This window comes from Paraburkholderia sp. GAS38 (genome assembly GCF_050434965.1).
Classification (GTDB): Bacteria; Pseudomonadota; Gammaproteobacteria; order Burkholderiales; family Burkholderiaceae; genus Paraburkholderia; species Paraburkholderia phenazinium_A.
This window is the reverse complement of the sequence record NZ_JBNDJO010000014.1, coordinates 16,617-36,675: the sequence shown is the minus strand read 5'-3', so window position 1 is coordinate 36,675 and position 20,059 is coordinate 16,617. Positions and strand designations below refer to the sequence as shown.

The 20,059-nt window shown below is 60.1% G+C and carries 15 protein-coding genes; 2 read left to right on the top strand and 13 right to left on the bottom strand.

Annotation, left to right across the window (positions count from 1 at the left end):
* Nucleotides 1–106 precede the first annotated feature (106 nt).
* Complete coding sequence (locus P3T42_RS27835) at nucleotides 107–1,210, top strand: porin (protein ID WP_429307855.1); 1,104 nt, start codon at nucleotides 107–109, stop codon at nucleotides 1,208–1,210.
* 85 nt (nucleotides 1,211–1,295) lie between these two features.
* Here the strand turns inward: P3T42_RS27835 and P3T42_RS27830 are convergent, their stop codons facing one another.
* The 11 genes from P3T42_RS27830 to P3T42_RS27780 form a co-directional block, all read right to left on the bottom strand.
* Nucleotides 1,296–1,616, bottom strand: coding sequence for a hypothetical protein (locus P3T42_RS27830; RefSeq protein ID WP_074296005.1), 321 nt, complete (start codon nucleotides 1,614–1,616; stop codon nucleotides 1,296–1,298).
* Between the two features lie 271 nt (nucleotides 1,617–1,887).
* Complete coding sequence (trxA, locus tag P3T42_RS27825; protein WP_429307854.1) at nucleotides 1,888–3,093, bottom strand: thioredoxin; 1,206 nt, start codon at nucleotides 3,091–3,093, stop codon at nucleotides 1,888–1,890.
* A gap of 90 nt (nucleotides 3,094–3,183) precedes the next feature.
* Nucleotides 3,184–4,668, bottom strand: a complete 1,485-nt coding sequence (gene tldD, locus P3T42_RS27820) for a metalloprotease TldD (RefSeq protein WP_429307853.1) — start codon at nucleotides 4,666–4,668, stop codon at nucleotides 3,184–3,186.
* 89 nt (nucleotides 4,669–4,757) lie between these two features.
* Nucleotides 4,758–6,116: a metallopeptidase TldD-related protein gene (locus P3T42_RS27815; protein WP_429307852.1), complete on the bottom strand. Its 1,359-nt coding sequence runs from the start codon at nucleotides 6,114–6,116 to the stop codon at nucleotides 4,758–4,760.
* Nucleotides 6,106–7,896, bottom strand: a complete 1,791-nt coding sequence (locus tag P3T42_RS27810; protein ID WP_429307851.1) for an ABC transporter ATP-binding protein/permease — start codon at nucleotides 7,894–7,896, stop codon at nucleotides 6,106–6,108. Before P3T42_RS27810 ends, P3T42_RS27815 begins: the two co-directional genes overlap by 11 nt.
* 2 nt (nucleotides 7,897–7,898) lie before the next feature.
* Nucleotides 7,899–8,321 carry an ExbD/TolR family protein gene (locus P3T42_RS27805; protein WP_429307850.1) on the bottom strand — a complete coding sequence of 141 codons (423 nt, stop codon included), beginning with the start codon at nucleotides 8,319–8,321 and terminating at the stop codon, nucleotides 7,899–7,901.
* A 10-nt stretch (nucleotides 8,322–8,331) separates the two neighbouring features.
* The gene (locus tag P3T42_RS27800; protein WP_429307849.1) at nucleotides 8,332–9,075 is read right to left on the bottom strand and encodes a MotA/TolQ/ExbB proton channel family protein; all 744 of its coding nucleotides are present in this window, start codon (nucleotides 9,073–9,075) and stop codon (nucleotides 8,332–8,334) included.
* 23 nt (nucleotides 9,076–9,098) lie between these two features.
* Nucleotides 9,099–9,890 (bottom strand): TonB family protein, encoded by a 792-nt coding sequence (locus tag P3T42_RS27795; RefSeq protein WP_429307848.1) that lies wholly within the window; start codon nucleotides 9,888–9,890, stop codon nucleotides 9,099–9,101.
* Between the two features lie 271 nt (nucleotides 9,891–10,161).
* Entirely contained in the window at nucleotides 10,162–10,626 is a 465-nt protein-coding gene (locus tag P3T42_RS27790) for an Lrp/AsnC family transcriptional regulator (RefSeq protein WP_429307847.1), read from the bottom strand.
* A gap of 141 nt (nucleotides 10,627–10,767) precedes the next feature.
* Nucleotides 10,768–11,760: a FecR family protein gene (locus P3T42_RS27785; protein ID WP_429307846.1), complete on the bottom strand. Its 993-nt coding sequence runs from the start codon at nucleotides 11,758–11,760 to the stop codon at nucleotides 10,768–10,770.
* Nucleotides 11,736–12,287: a sigma-70 family RNA polymerase sigma factor gene (locus P3T42_RS27780; protein ID WP_429307845.1), complete on the bottom strand. Its 552-nt coding sequence runs from the start codon at nucleotides 12,285–12,287 to the stop codon at nucleotides 11,736–11,738. Before P3T42_RS27780 ends, P3T42_RS27785 begins: the two co-directional genes overlap by 25 nt.
* A gap of 687 nt (nucleotides 12,288–12,974) precedes the next feature.
* Here P3T42_RS27780 and P3T42_RS27775 point away from each other — a divergent pair.
* On the top strand, nucleotides 12,975–15,431 hold the full coding sequence (locus P3T42_RS27775) for a TonB-dependent siderophore receptor (protein ID WP_429307978.1): 2,457 nt from the start codon (nucleotides 12,975–12,977) through the stop codon (nucleotides 15,429–15,431).
* Between the two features lie 28 nt (nucleotides 15,432–15,459).
* Here P3T42_RS27775 and P3T42_RS27770 read toward each other — a convergent pair whose 3' ends face one another.
* Together P3T42_RS27770 and P3T42_RS27765 are read right to left on the bottom strand one after the other, a co-directional pair.
* Entirely contained in the window at nucleotides 15,460–19,071 is a 3,612-nt protein-coding gene (locus P3T42_RS27770) for a CHAT domain-containing protein (protein WP_429307844.1), read from the bottom strand.
* Nucleotides 19,058–20,053, bottom strand: coding sequence for a hypothetical protein (locus P3T42_RS27765; RefSeq protein ID WP_429307843.1), 996 nt, complete (start codon nucleotides 20,051–20,053; stop codon nucleotides 19,058–19,060). The genes P3T42_RS27770 and P3T42_RS27765 overlap by 14 nt, the downstream gene beginning before the upstream one ends.
* Nucleotides 20,054–20,059: the final 6 nt, after the last annotated feature.

The window sequence follows — 20,059 nt, the reverse complement described above, 5'->3', positions numbered from 1 at the left end:
CGCATTGACGCCCGGCGGCCCGCCGGGCATTCCCCAACGGGAACCGATATCCCTTTAGCCAGGGAGGGCACCGTTTTGCCTGAAAAATAATGACTGGAGACTAGCAATGAAAAAGTTTGCCTTGAGTACCGCTGCCCTGCTCGCGCTGGCGAGCCCGTTAGCCCACGCGCAAAGCAGCGTGACGCTGTACGGCATTATCGATGCGGGTGTCACCTATTTCAGCAACCTGAACGGCCATTCCGCCTTCGTTGCCAACGACGGATCGATCCAGTCGAACCGTTGGGGCCTGCGCGGCATGGAGGATATCGGCGGCGGCTCGCGCGTCATCTTCGACCTGGAAAACGGCTTCAATCTTTACTCCGGGAGCATGGTGCAATCGGGCGTGCTGTTCAGCCGCCAGGCGTGGCTGGGCATCGCCAACGACCGATTCGGCCGGCTCACGCTCGGCAAGCAGTACGACTTCTTCTGGGACGATCTCACGCAGTTCGCGATGGGCTCAGTCGCCGGCCAATACTCCTGGCACCCCGGCGATTTCGATCACCTGGCCGGCACTTTGCACATCAACAACGCCGTCAAGTACACCTCAGCGAACTACGCGGGGTTTCAGGCCGGCGCACTGTACGCGTTTCCTTCGCAATCCGTATCGGCAGGAACAGGACGGGTGATTGCATTCGGGATGCACTATTCGAACGGGCCGCTGGATCTCGGCGCGGCGTACACCGATACGCACGACCTCGGTCTGAACGGACCCAGCCAGGCGGGCACCACGTTCTTCCCCAATCTCCCTGCCACGCCCGTGCTGGCGAACGACGTCAGCAGCGTCGGGGTGGGCGGCGACTATCACTTCGGCATCAGTACGACGCGGCTGCTGTTCACCGATACGCATTTCCGCATCGCCAACGACAACGGCTCGATGCCGACGTATGAAGTGAACGAAATCCTCCAGGTCACACCGGCGACCACGGTAATGGGCGGCTACTGGTACAGCAAGCTCGAAGCGCAGAAGTGGCAGAACGCGACGCTGCTGCTCGATTACGCCCTGTCCAAGCGCACCGATGTCTACACGAGCGCGACCTATCTGCGCGCCTCGGGCGGCGCCGCGCCGGTCTTCCTCGGCGGCGGGGCAGCGCCGGTGTTTGCCAACGGGATCTATGTCGGCACCGGCCAGTCTTCCACGGCGGTACGGGTCGGCATCCGCACGTTGTTCTAGTCCAGGCACACTACATATGTGAGCGCGGCGCGTCGGACGCCGCGGGCGGTTGCCCAACACAACCCGCTCGCGGCTTTAAACAGTACTACTGACTTGCGCCCTGACCGATCCCCGCCTTCTTCTGCGCGTTCTGCAGGTCTTGCGGATAGTTCGGATCGTTCTGCGCCGGGTGATAACCGGCATCTTCCAGCTTCTTCAACTCGGCGTTTTTCTTTGCCCGAGCCTGCTTGCGAGCGGCCTTCCGCTGGGCCTTGGTCGTCTTTGCCGCCGGAGCGGAGGCCGCCGGCGCGGCGTCGGCGGTACTGCCGCTCGCGCTGCTTTGCGCGAGTGCGGGAGTGATCGATCCGATGACGAGCGCGGCCGATGCAAACAACACAGCTATTTTCTTGGAAGGTGAGAAGGTCATAGGTTTATCTCCAGACGAATGCCAGGATTCGGGAGCATCGCCCATCAACGCGGCGCAGACAGCGAGGGCTGACGTGTCGGCTCATGGATCGATGCTTCGTTTGATTCCCAATGAAGACACAACATGGGAACCATGAATGTAGCCGAAGAAGCGGCATTCTGTCATTGAGGAGGCTACGCTGCCGCTATCGCGTCATCATCCGCGCCCCTGCACACTCGCGATGCGCCATTCGCCACGTCGCCTCAGTCCCCGGGTCGCCCAAGGGCAGGCTTCACGCTGCGGTGAGTTCGATAAGCGTCCGGCCAGTTGCCTGCCCGAACCGGCGTGCCATGAGCGAAGCCTCCTCGGACTGGGCTTCGTAACGCGCCGCCAACGCCGGCTCCTGTTCCCTGAACGTATCCATGACCCTCGCATCCTTCTGTGCGATACCGTTCTGCGCCGCGCGCTCGCAGATCTCCCCGATCGTCTTCTCAACCTTGTTGTCGTCTTCCGCGCCCCAGTGCATCGCGACCTTCGCACGCGTGCTGACCAGCAAGCCCAGTTGCAAAATCGCACCTTGAAGCATGGACTCGTCCGTGGCGAGGGGCCACGCAACGACACTAAGCATCTTGATGATGCCAGCGCGCCCGCTCCCGGTGTCATCGGACTCCGCCAACTTCGACCGAAACGCCGACCACTCGCGCTCGGCGGCGGGCTGTCCCGCAAGCGTGGCGCGATGCAAGCCGAGCAGTCCCTCGTAAATCGGCTTCAGGTCCTGTTCGACATCCACGATTTCGCGCAACCACGGACTATCGACAATCGCGACTAAAAACGCCTGTGCAAGCGCCGAATAATCTGCGCCGGCCCGCACAGTCTCGAGCCAGCGAACCGCGAACGCTGCACCTGCGATCGACGTTCCGTAGTAAGTGCTCAGTAGATCCACCGCGCCAATCAACGGAGGCGGCAAACCGAGCTCGTTCGCGCATTCGACCGGTTCGGACTTTCCGGTCGCGCATCCCATCGGACTGCCTTCCTTCCCGTCCCAGAAGGTCAAACCAGTGGCCCAAACAGTCTGGGCTGCGATATGGGCATGCAGTTGCGCAACGCAGGCAGTCTTCCTGTCCGGATTGCTGTCGAATGCGTTGCGCGGCGTTGCCGTGCGCGGCGGCTCGTCGGAAGCGAGTTCCAGATGGGTATTCAGGAACGACTTGATCTGAGCAGCGGGACGTGCCCCGGTCAAACGGGCAACGATCACGCCATTACGGATTAGAATCATCGTCGGGATGCCTCTTACGCCGTACTGCTCACGCACCTGCGGGTTTTCGTCGACGTTGAGCTTGGCGAAATCCACTACGCCCTCGAATTTCTCCGCGAGCCCTTCGAGCACCGGCGTCATTGCCTTGCACGGACCGCACCACTCGGCCCAGAAATCCACCATGACCGGACGCTCGCTGGCAAGCACCCGATCGTTGAAGTCAAGATCGCTTACGGATTTCATATGTATTTCCACCTTGTACGTTTTTGCGTTGCGGCAGGCTGGCGCTTCTTCGCCAGCCGCATGCCATTCATGAGACCGGTCGTGCCAGGACTAGGCGGTGCCTCCTACGGTCATTTCATCCACGCGCAGGGTGGGTTGCCCAACGCCGACCGGCACTGTTTGTCCGGCTTTACCGCAGGTCGCCATTCCGGTGTCGAGCGCAAGGTCGTTGCCGACGAGGCTGATTCTCTGAATCGTCTCCGGACCATTGCCGGTGATCGTCGCGCCTTTGATTGGCGCGGTGATTCTGCCGTTTTCGATCAGATAAGCTTCCGTGGCTGCGAAGACGAATTGACCGCTCGTAATATCGACCTGGCCTCCCTCGAGCCCCGCAACGTATATTCCATACTTCACCGACGCGACAATCTCTTCAGGGTCACGGTTGCCGTTTAACATGAACGTGTTCGTCATTCGCGGCATAGGCAGGACGGCATACCCTTCCCTGCGCCCATTGCCGGTCGCCTGCTGACCCATAATCCGCGCACTCAGCGAGTCCTGCATAAAACCGCGCAGCACACCGTTTTCGATCAGCATGGTCCGCTGGGTCGGGCACCCTTCATCGTCGATGTTCAGAGAGCCGCGCTGGCCGGTGAGTGTGCCATCGTCCACGATGCTGACGTCTTCCGGCGCGACCCGCTCGCCGACCCGGCCCGCGAATGCGGAGGTTCCGCGGCGGATGCCGTCGGCTTCGAGACCATGTCCCACTGCTTCATGCAGGAGAACGCCGTTCCACCCAGGTCCCACCACGACGCTCATGGTCCCCGCAGGGGCCGGCCGCGAATCCAGTTTCACGAGAGCGGCGTCCACCAGTCTGTTGACGAACGCGCTCAGTTCCTCGTCGCTCCACGACAGCGCGTGGTAGCGCCCGCCAATCCCCGCGCGAGCAGCTTCCACGTGAGTACCCGATTTGACGCGCACAAGGACCGACAGTGAGAGCAACGGACGCACATCGCCGGCATACAGGCCGTCGCAGCGCGCCACCCAAACCGTCTCGTGGGTTGCCGTGAGATTCGCATTGACCTCGGTGACCCGCGTGTCGCGGGCACGCGCGAACCGGTCGACTCGCTGCAAAAGTGCGATCTTGTCTGCCGCCTCGAGCATCCCGAGCGGCGGATCGGTCTCGTAGAGCGAGCGGCGCGCACGGGACGACGCGACGGGAAGCGCAACCGCCCGCCCAGGCTGCGAGCCGCCAACGGCGCTTCGCACCTGCCCGGCGACACGTCGCAGCGATTCGACGTCGATGACTTGCGAGCTCGCGAAAATCGCTTCCTCGTCGCGCAACACCCGAATCCCGAAGCCCTCGTCGCAGCGGTAGGAGCCGCTACGGACAGCGCCCCCTTCCAGCCCCCACGACTCGGCGATCGTGCCCTTCAGGTATACGTCCGCAAAACTGCCGCCCTCGCCCATCGCAAGCGTCAGGACCGACGACAGATGCGCCTGGTCGATGCCGTGTTTCATCAGCAAATCGATACTCGCGCGAAGATGGACCTCGTCGGTCGAGGGCAATTTCGTTCGTGGGTTGAAACCGTCGTTCATATCCTGCCTGCCTTCGAATCCTGGTATAGGTGCAACTGGGGAAACGCCGTTACCCTGGCGCAACGCCAGACTTGAGCGCGGTTTGAAAATCAGCTCCCACCAACTTTCATGGCTTCGATCAGCCACGTTCCCGACCGCGCGGAGCCCCGCGTGAGTGCGTCACTGCCGATTGCCTGCAGCCCATGGAACATGTCGTTCAGATTCGAGGCCAGCGTCACACCCGACACCGGAAACCGGATCGCTCCGTCCTCGACCCAGAAGCCCTTGGCCGCCCGCGAAAAACCGCCGGTCAAACGGTTCACTCCGCCGCCGATCATCTCGGTCACCAGCAACCCACGATTCAGCTTCTTGAGCATTGCTTCGAAGTCGTCGCTCTCCTCAGTGCGTGCACTGCGAATTTCCAGGTTGTGCGCACCATAACCGTTGCCCGTGGACTGCATCCCGAGGCGGCGCGCCGCGTAAAGATCCAGGAAGTACCCTTGCAGGCAGCCGCCGCCAATCACGTCACGCTGCAGACCGGCAATGCCGTCGAAATCGAAACAACGGCTCGCCATGGCGCGCTTGAGGTAGGGATCCTCACGAATCTCCACATGCTCGGGGAACAGCCGCTCGCCAAGCCGGTCGGCAAGGAACGAACCGCTTCGCCATAACGCGTCGCCTGATGCCGCGGCGACAAATTCGTCCAACAGGTCAAGCGCCGCGGTCGGCTCGAACAACACGGCACATTGCTGCGTGGGAATCTGTTTCGCGGCCATGGCGCCAACCGCCAGCCTGGCGGCGACGGCGCCTACATGCTCGGGCGCCGGCAGGTCGTCGAACGCGCGGGCCGAATCGCCCCAGAAGCCGGCCTGCATTTCGCTATCGCTGCTGGCCACGGGGGCGCATGAAATGGAATGAACCGACCAGGGCATACTCCCGGAGAAGCCGCGCGATGTCGCCACTAGCGATACGCCCGACGCGGTGCTGATACCCGCGCCATGGCTGCCGCGAATCGACCGGTCGAACGCGAACGCGGCCGCTTCGGCGCGCTGAGCGTACGACACCAGTTCGTCGAATGAGGCGTCCAGTTGATGGTGCAGGTCCAGGTTCACGATGCGCTGCGCCAACTGGTCGGCGTCTGCGACACCGGCCGCGGGATCGGGCGCGGTTACCGCTGCGATATCCAACGCTGCGCGTACCGCGCGTTCCAGTCCACCGCGAGTCAGGTCCGACGAACTCGTCGCCGCGCGTCGTCCAGCCCTGAACACCGTGATTGAAATCGCAGATGCGAGTCGAAAGCTCTTTTCCGTCGGCAACTGATTCCTGACCGTCGCAGTGCGCGTTTCGGATTGCGATAGCTCTACCCGTGCGTCATCTGCGCCTGCATCCCGTGCGATCGCCAGCGTCGTCGCCGCCGCATCCTGCAACCCGGATACCACGGCGTTCACGCACAAACCGTTAGCCTGCATAGTTTTGCTCCACGACTGAAAATGACCCACGCGAATCGAGTCCACTGTCTGACTGGAATCCGGCACCGCTCGCATCGTTCGAGAGATCGAGCGTAGAGTCGTGGAATTCCGCCACTTCCTTGCGATGCGCGACACTGATGATCGACGCGTACGGCAGGCGCTCGACCAGAAGCCGATAGAGTTCGCGCTCGCTCTGCGGATCCAGAGCGGAAGTGCATTCGTCGAGAAACAACGTCAGAGGCATGGACAGCAAGACGCGCGCGAATGCAACGCGCTGTTGCTCCCCTCCCGAAAGACGTCCGCTCCACCGGTCGATTTCATGCAGCGCACCGGCGTACGATGCGAGCCCGCATGCCTGCATGACTTCCTCGCACCGCGTATCCGCGTACAGGCTCTCATCGTGCGGATAGACAAGTGCAGCCTTCAGGCTTCCGGCCGGCATGTAGCTGCGCTGCGGAACGAAGACCACGCGGTCCGACGGACGTATCACGCTGCCTTCGCCGTAAGGCCAAAGCCCCGCTAGCGCGCGCAGCAGCGTACTCTTACCGCACCCTGAGCGGCCGCGAATCAGGCAACGCTCTCCCGACCCGACGACGAAATCGGGCACCGAGGCAATAACCGAACCCGCTGGGCTGTAAAGCACGAGACCTCTCGTGGCAACGATGCCTTCGCTGCCTGTCTCGACCCTCACGTTACCTGCCGGCCTGCGCTCCTTGACATGGAGAAACTCGCGCAGACGGTTCGCCTCGGCCCGCCATGCGGTGAACTGCGGATATACCTGCGGAAAGAAAGCCAGTTCCGAGGTCAATGCCCCGAATGCGTTGTTCGACCTCATCAAGCCACCCAGCGACAATCCACCCGTCATCAGTTGCGGCAAAACCAGCACCGTAGGGATGACGGAGCTGACCTGGCCTACGACATTCGAAAACATCGAGAGGCGGGTACTGACCCAGAGTACCGAGTAGAAGTTCGCGACGATGTTGCGAAATGCGTCGGCCAATCGAACGCGTTCCGCGCCTTGGCCCCTGAAGAACGCCACCTGTTCCGCCGATTCGCGGATGCGGACCATCGTGACGCGAAAGTCCGCTTCGAGCCGCAATTGGGCAGCGTTCAATACAATCAGCTTCTTGCCTAGAAGATGCGTCGCCGAAAAAATCACGGCCTGGTACACGAATGCCGCTAGCACCAGGTAACCTCTTACCGTGTAAGTCGATCCGAGCAGCGTGATGTGCAAAGGGCCGCCAACGTTCCAGAGCACGACTGCGAACGTCACAATGCTCACAGGTACCTGGAGTATCCCCATGAAAATGGTCAAGCTGTCGTTGACGAAAAGTTTGACATCCTCCGCAATACGCTGATCCACGTTTTCCAGAGAAGCGTCTCTCTCGACGCTGTAATAAGTGTCGTCGCTCAACCATGCCTCGGCGAGCCATGCAGTCAGCCATGTTCTCCAGCGGATCTCGACGACCGAGCGGCATAACAACGCGGCGATCTGAAGAGCCGCGCCCACCATGGCAACCAGCAGAAACATCAGTAACAGGTGGGGCAGCGCGCCGAACCTCTGTCCGCCAATGACGTCGTAAAACGTGCCCGTCCAGCGGTTGAGCCAGAACGCAAGATAGGTCGTGATCCACCCCACCGCGAGCACGAGCAAAAGAATCTGCAGCGAAACGAGCCCTGATCGGGTCTTCCAGTACGGCAGCAGCACCCTCGTGGTGGAGGGCAATATCCGGCTGGCATGGCTGTCCTCGGCCCGGTCTTCCGGGAAGGCGCGATTCATTGTCATTGCTCCGCCCCAGGAGGCCGCATCACGAAGTTGATCTTGTTGAGGCCGCCACCCTGCAGCGCTGCAAGCACACTCGCGACCTTCCCGTACTCGACATGCTGATCGGCGTCGATATTCACAGCGGGCGGTTCGGCCTCGGTGGCGGCCATTGCGATGTGCTGCTTCAAGGCGGCCTCGTCGACCACCGCCTTGTTCCAGGCCACGGTCCGGTCGGCAGTGATCGACAGGTCGACGTCCTGGGTCTTCGACTCCGCAGGCTGCGCAACCGCCTGCGGAAGATCGACCTTCACGGCCTTGTTGATAACGGGCAGCGTGACGATGAAGATGATCAGAAGCACCAGCATGACGTCGATGAGCGGCGTCATATTGATGTCGTTCATCAGGCCTTCGTCGCTGTTGCCATCCATGAGAATAGACATGACAAGCTCCTTAGCAGGCAGTCACGTTCGCGCTGGTTCGGTCGCCGGCGAGCCCAGCCGCAGACGTCTGGCGAGCATCGTTACGTGCTTTCGCACCGGTCACGAAGTACACGTGCAGTTCCTGTGCGAAGCGGTTCAGGCGCTGGCTCACCCGTTTGTTGCCGCGATTCACGTAGTTGAACCCGAGCACCGCCGGAATCGCCACAAACAGGCCAATTGCTGTCATCACAAGCGATTCGCCAACAGGGCCGGCTACGTGGTCAAGGCTCGCCTGGCCCGAAGCGCCGATTGCCATCAGCGCGTGATAGATGCCCCAGACCGTTCCAAAGAGCCCGACAAATGGAGCCGTACTGCCAATCGAACCAAGGATGGCGAGACCATTCTGCAAACGGGCAACTTCGTCGTCGCAAGCATTACGGAGACCGCGAGCGACCCACTCGCCCGCGCTAAGACCGCCCTGAAGCGATGCCTGGCTACTCGTCTGCTGTTCGTTCGCTTCGCGACCGGCCAGCGCAAGTGCGCGATACGGATTGTCGCCGCCGGTGCCAAGCGCTTCGATTCCTTCGTTTATCGACTGGGTCGACCAGAAACGTGTCTGCGCACGCTTTCCCAGCCTCTCGATCCGACGGTTGGTGAGTCCCTTCGTCAGAATCGCGATCCACGATACGACGGACATCCCCAGAAGGAAGACGAATATGAAACGGGTAATGAAGTCCCCCTGTTGCCATACGTTGGCAATGCCGTGCTGTTCCATGTGTTGCTCCAATTAGTGCTAAGTCAATCGTTCAGATTGAACGTGATGGGCTGGGTGGCCTCCACCGTGTGCGCAATGCCCGCCGACACGTATGACCGGCAGTGCCCCGCTCTTATGGCGTCGAGCGCGGACGCATCCAGTAGTGAAGAACCGCTGCTCTGGGCGACGCTCGCGGAAGCGACGGCGCCATCGGTTCCGATGATCAGCCGCACCACGACCGTGCCCTCCTGCTGGAGTCGTCGCGCCTTCGGCGGGTACTGAGGCTGTGGCATCTGGCATCCAAGCTCCTTGAGTTCGCCTGCGCCGATTTCCTTCGGTGCAGCGAGCAGGTTCGGTACGGGTGCCGCGTCCACCGGTGCAGCGGGCTGGACAGGTTGTGCGGATATATCCGACGGCGCGGCGACCGCAGGCGCCGCAGCCTGAGCGGCCGGCTTCGCTGGTTCGGGAGGCGCTGTCTCCAGGGAGCGACGGTCCGGCGCATGGGAAGACAGAATCAGGACCTTGGGCGGCTTGCGCGTCGGCGCCTCGATCGCCGGCTTCGGAGCCGTCTTTACTTCGGGCTTGAGCACGGACCGCGGTACCGGCGCCGCGACCAGATGCACCTGAACCGAGCCGTCGGCAGGCTTGCCGGACTCGAGGTGAAGCACGACTGAGCGCTGATGTACCCACTGATAGAGTGCGAGCCCGTGGGCCAGGACGACCGCAGCCGCCACCACCCGGTCGCGAACCCACCACCCCGCAGCCCAACGCGGTTCGGCCATGGCCTCGGCTTCCGGGTCACTCCATGACGGTATTTCTAGGGGTTCAGAGATCATAGATTGCTTTGTGTTCACGTCGAATCCATTCCATTCGCCGTTGTTGTCCGATACCGGTTTCATAAGGTCTACTACTGGTTTACCGGTAGCGTTGCCGCGTGTCATCGGGGTATTGCATGGTGCTGATCACCCACAAAAGGAGTCTATCGTTTGGCCCTGAAAAGTTTTTTTAAAATATTTAGTCTTTCGAGGAAGAAGCGGAATGCTTTTTCATCCGTGTCGATTCCATTGGAAAAATCGTTCGCCATGCACGCACAATCCTGGAACAACTTCATGAAACATAGCCTAGAGGCAGTTGCGTGGTGTGTTTGATGGTCTCCATCGAGAAGCTGGAACTGACGTCAAAAATGTCGACTTCGCTGATCAGGCGCTTGTATACGCCGTCGTAGGCCGCGATATGAGGCACAACCACCTTGAGCATGTAGTCGATATGGCCGCTCATCCGGTACACCTCCACAACCTCGGGGATATCGGCCACGACCTCGCAGAAACGCTTGAGCCAGCCCGCCGTATGCTGGGCAGTCTTGATCTCCACGAGGACCGTGACGCCCACATTGAGTTTCTGGGCGTCGAGAAGCACGACGCGGCGGGATATCACACCGTCCTGCTCGAGCTTCTGGATGCGTCGCCAACAGGGCGTCGTAGACAGATTCACGCGATCGGCAATATCCGCAACCGCCAGCGTGCTGTCCTCCTGCAGTAGGGCCAGGATCGCCTTGTCGATATGGTCAATCACACTTCCTCCTCTCGTACATGCTAGAAAGCGACTGCGCCAACGCGCCTCGCATCTACTTTGTGCAACGAGCGGAGAAAAGTGTCACCGCAAAAAAGAAAGTTTTTTGCAGGGAGAGAACGGCGCGGGAAGCGTCGGTGGCGCTCAACGCGCAGAGATGATGACCACGCAGTTGGCGTAAGTGGTGACGTCCACCGAGATAGTCTGGGATATCTGGTCCAACGCCTGACGTGCGTCGTCGAGCCGGAAGACCCCGCTCACGCGGCGTTGCCCCGCCTCGGGGCTGATGCGTATCAACCCGCGATAGTAAGGGCGCAGCGCGTCGATGACCGTCGAAAGCGGTACATCGGACGCAACGAACAGGCCCTTGATCCAGGCCGGCCCAGCCGACAGGGAGGTCGCGATCCGTCGAATCGAGTGACGGCCAAATTCGACAACGTCGCCGGGTTGCAGTATGGCCCGCAGGCCACCCAAGGTCTCCACCGTCGCGCGCGACCGGCGGACGGTCACACGCGTGCCGCCGGTCGCGCTCGCCACTTCGAGTGCGGCCTCTGCGGTGCGAACCCATCCGTCGCTGGTTTCGATACTGAAAAACGTGCCGTGCCGGTCCGGGGCGACGTCCGCGTAGAGCTTGCCGCTGCGCAACAACACCTGCCGCGCGACTCCCGCACGAACCTGAACAGCGCTTTTGGCATCGATAAACAGATGCGTCTGATCGGCCAGCACGATGTTGCGCCGCTCGCCGGTGACGGTTTGGAAATTCGCGGCAAATTGCGCGTTGCTGCGCCGCTGTAACACCAGGTACCCCGTCATGCCGGCCCCGCCGAGTGTCGCAACAACGCCTATGCCGTTGCGCAAAAGCTTGCGCCGGGCCCCGCTCGTGAGGACGAGCGCCTCCCGGGCGGCCTGTGCGCTGTGAGCCGCAGTGCGCGCAAACGGTGTCAGCACCACCTGGAGCCGTTGCCATGCCGCGCGATTGCGGTCGCTATCGCTCATCCAGCGATCAAAATCGCGCTGCTCGTCGGCACTCATTTCACCGGAACGGAGCAGGACTGCCCACTCGACGGCGCCGCGTGCGGCCTCGTCTAACTCCGGGGGCGTTGCCGGAGTCGTCATGCTCCTGCCGCCAGATAACACGCCGTGAGCGCCGTTATCATGTACTTGCGGACCATACTGGCCGACACCGACAAACGTGCCGCGATTTCTGCGTAGGTCAATCCGTCCAGCTGGCTGAGCAGGAACGCTTCCCGCGCTTTGGGAGAAAGGCCGGCAAGCGCCGCGTCGACGGCTAGCAGCGACTGGACAATCTCGTACAGGTCTTCAGTTGAAATACTCGCAGCTTCCGGCTTTAAGGCAAGGGATGCGAGGTAGTTGCGCTCAAGCGAACGCCGACGCCACAGATCGGACGTCAATCGCTGGGATATCGTGGTGAGCAGGGCCCGCGGCTCTCGAATGGACGCCTTGTCGCGAATCTCCGCGATCTCCGCGAATGTGGCCGAGGCGATATCTTCCGCATCGAACGAACAGCCCAACCGCCGCCACAAACGATTTAGCAGCCAGTCATAGCTGCGGCGAAACTCCGTGCTGAGAAAGTCCGTCTCGCGCGGCCCGTTCCCGGCCCACTCTGCCTGATCACTGATGGATGCGGCACTTCTGTCGTTCATCTTCTTCCCTGCCCCCGATGCCCCAATCGGTTCGCCACACCGAAAAATTGCCTGGCCAGAGATGGCTGCGCAGTTCATCGGTCTCCAGCGGCCGCTACGTCGCCGTTCCAATGATTGGGTTGATGATAGAAGCATATTGCGCAACAAGCGAGAAGAACAAAAAGCTCCCCCTGCTGAAGCGTGGGGGCGACTTTAACAAACGAAGACGATGTCGGCAAAGCATCAAACGTCTGAAGGATATATGGCTGAAGAATGGGGGCAGCCCGGCAGCACCGCGCAGGCAACCCATGCCATACCCCACCCGAAAACTATTTTGGTGGTCCGGGTGTCACTTTTTCGCGCTCGTTGGACAAAGAGATCAAGAGAGCACGTCCGGCCCCGTGGGCAAGATCGCAGTTGGCGCGACGAGCAATGGGGCAAGCGGATCCGGTGTGCTGGAACAACTCCGGAATGCCATTCCAGACGGACGCGGAAATGTGGAATCGAGAACTCAGGAACGACGATTCGGCGTTTTTTTTCGACAAACTTTTCCAGACCCGGATAGATACACTGATCCCACTGCCGTTCACTCGTGTAAGCGTTCGTAGTAGATGGATCGGCAAGCGGTAGCCATCCATCGTCTATCGATTAGTACTCCAACGTTTAAAAAAACAGATTTTTCTATACGAAATAGCAAGGGAATTGGAAATGACCAGCAAAAGATCTCTGTCCCCGCGTCGCCCCGCACTTCGTCGCATCGTCCTGGCCGTTTCATTGGTGCCGATGCTGTTCGCCGGAAGTGCATTCGCACAGGAGACGACGAAGCACACGTATCGTCTCGCGGCAGGACCGCTTGACCAGACGTTGCTCGAAATTGCAAAAGAAAGCAGCAAGCTGGTCTCGTTCGATCAATCGCTCGTCAAATCGCTGAAGGCCGCGCCCGTCGACGGCGATCTGACGGTTGATCAGGCGATCGACCGGGCCCTGCAAGGAACGGGGCTCGAGCGCGTCACCACCGCGAGTGGTGCGATCACGGTCAGGCGCAGCACGGGCGCGGGTGCGCCGGCGGCATCGAGCACCGTGGCCGCATCGAGCGCTGCCGCGGCATCCAGTACCCCGCCGACCAGCAACGCGGTCGATGTCACGCTCCCGCTCATCAGCGTCGCTGCGCAACGCGATTCAGGCGGTGCGGGCTTCGTCACGGAGTCATCGAGTACGTTGACCCGTACTAACACGCCATTGAGCGAAACGCCGAACACGATTTCCATTGTGAATGCCGCTGTCATTCAAAGCCAGTCGGATCAAAACCTGACGCAGATCCTGCAGAACGTCGCCGGCGTGGTTTCGCAACCGGGTCCGCTCGGCGGGGCGGATTATGCGGTGCGCGGCTTCAACAGTGCAGCCATCCTGACCGACGGTCTGCAAAGCACCGCGAATGGGGAAATTACTTCGGCATCCTTGACGCCTACCATCGCGATCTCGAGCGTCGAAGTGATGAAGGGTCCGGCAGCCATCCTCGCGGGGGATGCGCCGGCAGGCGGTGTCATCAATATCGTCAAGAAGACACCGCAAGCCGACCCGTTTCATGAAGTGCAATTCAGCTATGGCAAGTACGGAGACGTGACCGCGTCGTTCGACAGCACTGGCGCCATCACCTCGGATAACAAGCTGATGTACCGCTTTGTTCTGTCAGATGAACAGCAAGGTCAGAATTCGATGGGGTATGACGGGTTACGTAATTTCTACTTCGCGCCGACAATCGAGTATAAAGACCGGACAACGGACATTACGGTTGGCTATAGCCGTACCGCTTCTTCCGATCCCGTGCCGTCCTACACGATTGCGAAGACCGATGGCGGCATTCTGGCGGATGGGGTCAATCATCCCTTGGGAAACCCGAGTGATGGCTTTACCGTTCGCGAGGACGATGTCTTCTACAAGCTGGAACAGAAGATCGACGATCACGTTACCCTCGTGAGCAGGGCCGATTACTCCGATGCACACTCCCTGCAGCGGGGCTGGTCGCCTGCAACCACCGTGTCCTCATCAAACGACGCCCTATTTCTGGCCTTCGACACGACTGAGGACACCTACAACCTGTCGCTGGAAAACTACCTGCGTGCGAAGTACGACTTCGGGCCGGTCAAAACGACCACGCTGGCAGGTTGGGACTATGAAACCACGCACTATAACGAATTCGAATGGAATGACGGCGGCGAGGTCGTGGAACTCAGCAACATCTTTGCGCCTTCATCCTTTCCCGCGCTTACAAGCCAGGGGTCCGGCCTCGGCGGCGTGATCCGGGGGGACGTCACGGATTCGGGTCTGTTCCTGCAGGAACAGGCAAACTATGGCCGGTTCCACATTCTTGGATCGATTCGCGACAGCGAATACTGGGAGTCGGCTACCTCTACGTTGTTCGAGGGATCGACGACCTATACGGACCAGACGCGCGGCCTTCACCAGAATGCCTGGACGCCCAATATCGGCGTGCTGTATCAACTGACGGAAGATATCTCCGCCTACGCGGATTACGTAAAAGGCTTTCAACCTAGCGCGGCGCTCACTTATACAGGCGAGACTCTCGCTCCGCAAACAAGTGAGCAGGTGGAAGTCGGCGTAAAGGGCAACTTCCTTGACGACAAACTATCCGTCACGGCTTCCGCTTATCGCATTTCCTACGACAACCAGAACGTCTCGGATCCCGAACATCCGGCGTTCTTCCTGGCCGCCGGCGGCGCCGTGAGTCGAGGTTTCGAACTCGAAGCGGCGGGTCAAATCGCCCCCGGGCTTAACCTGATCGGCAACTACACGTATAACGACTACGTTCAACCTTTTGAGCCAACGGTCAGAGTCAACCTGCCGCATAACACCGCAAGCCTCTGGACAACCTATAACTTCCAGAATCAGACCTTGCACGGCTTCGGACTCGGGCTGGGATTGTATTTCACCGCCGATCAAGCGGTCGGCACAAGCGGCGACTACCGTATCCCGAGCCAGTTGGAAACCGACGTCAGCGCGTTCTACCGGTACAAGAAGTTAGGATTGAATCTCGCGGTCAAGAACGTCTTCAACCGTAATCTCTACTACAGCAGCACGAGCACCGAGTTCATCCCGACGGGTCCGACGCGAACGGTTCTGTTGACCGGCACGTACGACTTCTAAGGCAAGTCGCCTGACACCGGTCAATGAACTACTCACCGGTGTCAGGCATTTCTTCGTGAAAGAAATGATCGTAGAGCTTACGGCAAGTGACTATTTCCGCCGCTGCCTGTACGTCCCCCTCTCGTTGAAGACGCACGAAGCTTCGTCGCGATTCGAGAAGATAAAGCCGGGCGAGATAAGTTGAACCAAAAGATGTCAAGGCAGCACCCAGGTTTCGACATGCCACAGCGGCGCCATGTTCGTCGCCTATCTTGCGAGCCAGCGCCATCGACTTCTGAAAATATCGCTCCACACCCTCCACATCCCCGAGAGCCCTCGACACAAATCCGAGCTCGTCATAGAGCATGGATTTCAGATCGTCATCAATCCCCGCAGCGGGCAGTTCATTGTATGCCGCTGAGCGCAGAAAATTTTCACGCGCGCATTCCAGCAGCCGGCTTTGCTCGTCCGTTTCGCTCGCTTCATCAGCGCTCCGATAGAATCTCTTGACGCAAATACAGCCAAGATAAAAAAAGGCCGCCGCACAGGTTGGCACATCAACTTCGCCCTCCTGATCGAGCACTCTCATCAAACATGCTTCAGCTTCCTCCAGTTTGCCCGTCCACGTTTCGTCGGGCGGAGCACCCCCGTAGCAGAGTTTGGCCAGGCTCAGCAGTGCCTGCGCTTGCAGGCGCGGCCGGTCGATTGCGAAGGCCATATCAGCGGCCTCGCGCAATGTTCTCTCAAGGTAGGCGACGCCATTTCTCGCAAGCATGTCTTCAGCGCTGAGAACCGCATGGACATAGCGAAACCTTGCCTGAACGGCCTCCGGTGACCGCTGCGATGCGGGGTCTTGCATGGTGGAACGCATCCATTGCTCGCAAAAGCTGAAGTAGTGAGCCCTTGCCCTCTGCGATTCACTCGCTCCCTCGGACGCTGCAATTGCCAACTCCAGCCACACGGCCTGGCTAAGCGGCGGCAAGCTGGAGCCTTTTGCGAGCTGCGCCTCAATGGCAGTGCGTGCTCGTAAGAACATCCCCAACCATTCGTTGGAAGTTGGTGCGTACTGCGACTGGATTTTTATGGCGAAGAGAAGTGCGACTGCCGATTCCAAGTCCTTTAAATCGAGTGCATAGTCGAATGCGGCGACGAGATTGGATATTTCAAGCGCAAACGCGTGAACCGCCGCGGCGCGACCGACGTCGGCCCTGGACTGCAGCCAGTCGCCCAATTCGACAGCCGCCTTCACATAAGCGCCGACAGCGGCCATCCCCGTCTCGTCAAATGCCGAACGTGCAAATTCTCCGAAGTGCTCTTCAAACCAGCGGACCAAAATTGCTCGGCCAAAGGGATGAATGGCATAGGCTTCGCTTCCCCAGGACTGCAGCAGATAATCGCTCTCCGCGCGCTGAAGCAGATCGTCCCAATGCCACTGCGAGTTAGCGTGCGCGTCAACTTCGAGACTATCCAGTCCACATTTCAGGTTGCGGAGTGTGACCAGTTGGAAGAATCCTTGAAACAGCGCGATGAGAGCGAGATCTCTTCGCTCGCCGGCTTGATATCGCCTGTCGATGGAAGCGCACAGTGCTTCATAGACACTGTTCGGCTGCCTGGCGTCGAAAATGCCGTTCACCACGAAGCCTTGCAGCAACGCATCCAACGCTTGCTGGAAGGACTGCGTTGTCCCTGTGGAATTGATACGCGCGCGATCGATGATCCATCGGATAACACCGGGCAAGCCTCGTGACGCCGCAACGAGAAGTGAGAGCAAGCGGTCGTCGTCAACGCACTCCCGGGAAAGACACTCGCCCGCCAGGGCCCGCGAGGCGTCTGGACTCAGACGTCGCAGGGAGAACGCTACTGTCGATTTCTCGGGAAGGAGCGACTGGGCTGGACTTCTCGATACCCAGACAATCCTGAGCCCCGCATGGAGCAGCGAGCGAATGAGATCGCCGAGCTTGCCGCCACCTGAACTTCCGGGCTTATCACCGGAAACTTTGGATGACGCCACCTCGACACTGCAATCCACGATCAGCAACGTTGATTTCAGGAGCTGCTTGCTCGTCGCGGTAGTGATGGAAAACGAATCATCCACCGCGATAGGCAGTGCCCTGCAAATGCTATCGCACAGCGTGTCCTGCGCGGCTAACGCGCCGACAAACTCCCGATAGATGACCTTTTCGAAGGGCGCGACCGCTCCGTGTCCGCCAGGATGATGCGTGAGTGAACACCAACGCGCAAACTCTTGAGCAAGCACGGACTTTCCCGCGTACGGCGGCCCGACGAGCATGACAGCCTGATACTTCACGAGGGCTCGGTCAATCGCAAGCAAAGCATAGTCCTGGCCGATCACGCCACCTTCCGGAGCAGGTGGGATGCCGTCCGAAAACATGTTCCGATGCTTCCCGGACCGCGCGCGCCGTCGACCGACCGTCGATTCATTCGTCCGGAATTGCACCGTCTTGCTTTGAACAAGGACAGGCAACTGCCAGCATTCGGAGGCCGGCTGCTGGCCGTGTGCGAACGCTAGATCACGTCTTGCGTCGGAGAAAATATCGGCAAGCTCGCCACCTTGGCTTATACCGTCGTACAACTGGACGACAAACTGCGCTGCGGTTTCGACGCCAACGTTGTAACGCATGGCGATGACGCTATCCACACCGTTGGCGGCAACTCCGTAGGCAACGGGCATCGCCGCATCCGCAGCCATGGGCAAACCGTCAATGCCCCGCGCCGATAACGCTCCACTGGATTGCGTATAGGCGGAACGGCACGCGTTCATGATCAGCAGCTTGACGGAGCCGGCGTTCAGCGCCATTCCCAGCTTGTCGCCGGGGACAAGACTCCGGCCTTGCAGTTCGGGTTCAAACAAGGCATATCCACGAAAGCCGCTGCTGCCCTCGAGATGCTCCCATGTTCCATGTCCGTCAAAATGAACGATCTGGTAAGGTCGACCCGCATCGGCCGCCTCTTTCAGTACTACGCATAATCTTCGGAACGTAGGGGGACGCAGCAGGTCAAGCGTGATTCCCAGGTGGTTTCTCTGTTCGAGGGCGGCAAGTACCGGACGAGCGACGGCCCTATATTCGACGTCACTGTCGTCGAACGGACGACAGATAACGAACAGCACACGATACGGGCGCGATTCATCTAATTCTACGGCCCGCCTCGCGCCATGACGCATTAACGTCGGCCTACCCGGTTTCGTCGAAATATGGCTCTGCGCAATGCGGAACACGAATGAGCTGACAGCGAGCGATACAGACGCCGCGTTGCGTTCTGGACGCAGCAGTTCCCATGGAAACAACCTTGTCCGCGGATCCGCCTCCTCGATCTCGACTCGCAATCCGCGAAGCGCCTGTGAGACTTCGGCCCAAAGTCGACGGGTGTCCTCGCCGCCATCAAAGACCTGCCGAAACAGATTCACCCCGATATCGGCCATGCGGTCCAACGCCACGTTCGCGAGTCGCGGAACGTGGCCGTCTCGCCCCGTGAGAAAGTCCTCAAAATACCAGCGATGAAGCCTCCAGTCGTCTTCGGTCCAGACTGGTGCGAGGTCGGCAGACGCGGTCTTTGAACCGTTGGCGTGGAGGTAGGTGATCGCCACCCTCATCACGCCGCGGCTGCCGAAACCGCACTCCTTGATCTCAAGGACGCTCATGAACGACGGTGGCCTTTTTCCGGCTCACCGGAGGTTCGACGCGTTGTACACCGAATGCCAGGTAATTGTGGTTGATAAGCGTCTTGCCGTCAGCCTTACTGACGATCGCTGCCTGTTCTGGAAGATAAACCCATGCGCTCCAGTCGAAAGCCTGCTCAACAGACTGAGGTACCTGCACGGCCAAATAAGAGCCCAACGCCAGGCGCGCTCCGAAAGGCGGTGTTTCGAAGTCGAGGCCCATGCGGAACTCCTGGACCTTTCTGTTCCGCCGGGTTCGTTTGAGAAACGCACCTGTCGTTGCGGCCACGATTTCCGTGAATGGAATGATGGCCGGGTTAATTGCGGCACCGACGAGCTTTAGTCCATGTCGAAAAGTGCCTGAATTCAGAACTTGCAGGAATTCCTCGTCAAGTTCGTTCTTGACGTTGACCGTCTGACAACGAAGCCCGATACCGATGTCACCCACCTTGAGCCCCGAAAAAAGGGGATCGCCCGCTACGCCAGCGGATTGACCGTCGAGTACGTTGTAGGATCGGCTAAACCGTAGCTCGCGCTCTTTGAGGCGCTGGTCGAACACCCCGCAGTCGAGCAGAATCTGATGTCTGCCGTTGCCCGGATATTTAGCCACCCGCAATTGCTGCAAGGTAATGTGCACATGAGCGCCGACAAGCGAGCGGTCGGCTACGATGTTGGAGGCATCCACGATGGCCACTGACTGCGTTGTCCCGGCGGACAACCTGGGAATATAGCCGAACACATGAGCCGTGTACTGCCACGGCGGCGCGTCGCCGCCGAGTATCTGGGGCAGTTGGAATCCGAAGTCCGTCGCGGCTATCGCGAGGCTACCCTGTCCATCCAACTCCTTCCGAAGCCATGCAATCGCTTCGTGGTCGCCAATCTCCTCCAGGACAGCAAGGAGTTCATCGGCGGGCAAGTCCCCCATCACGGGGTCGTTGGCATCGGTGTACTCATTCAGTGTCATCCTGCT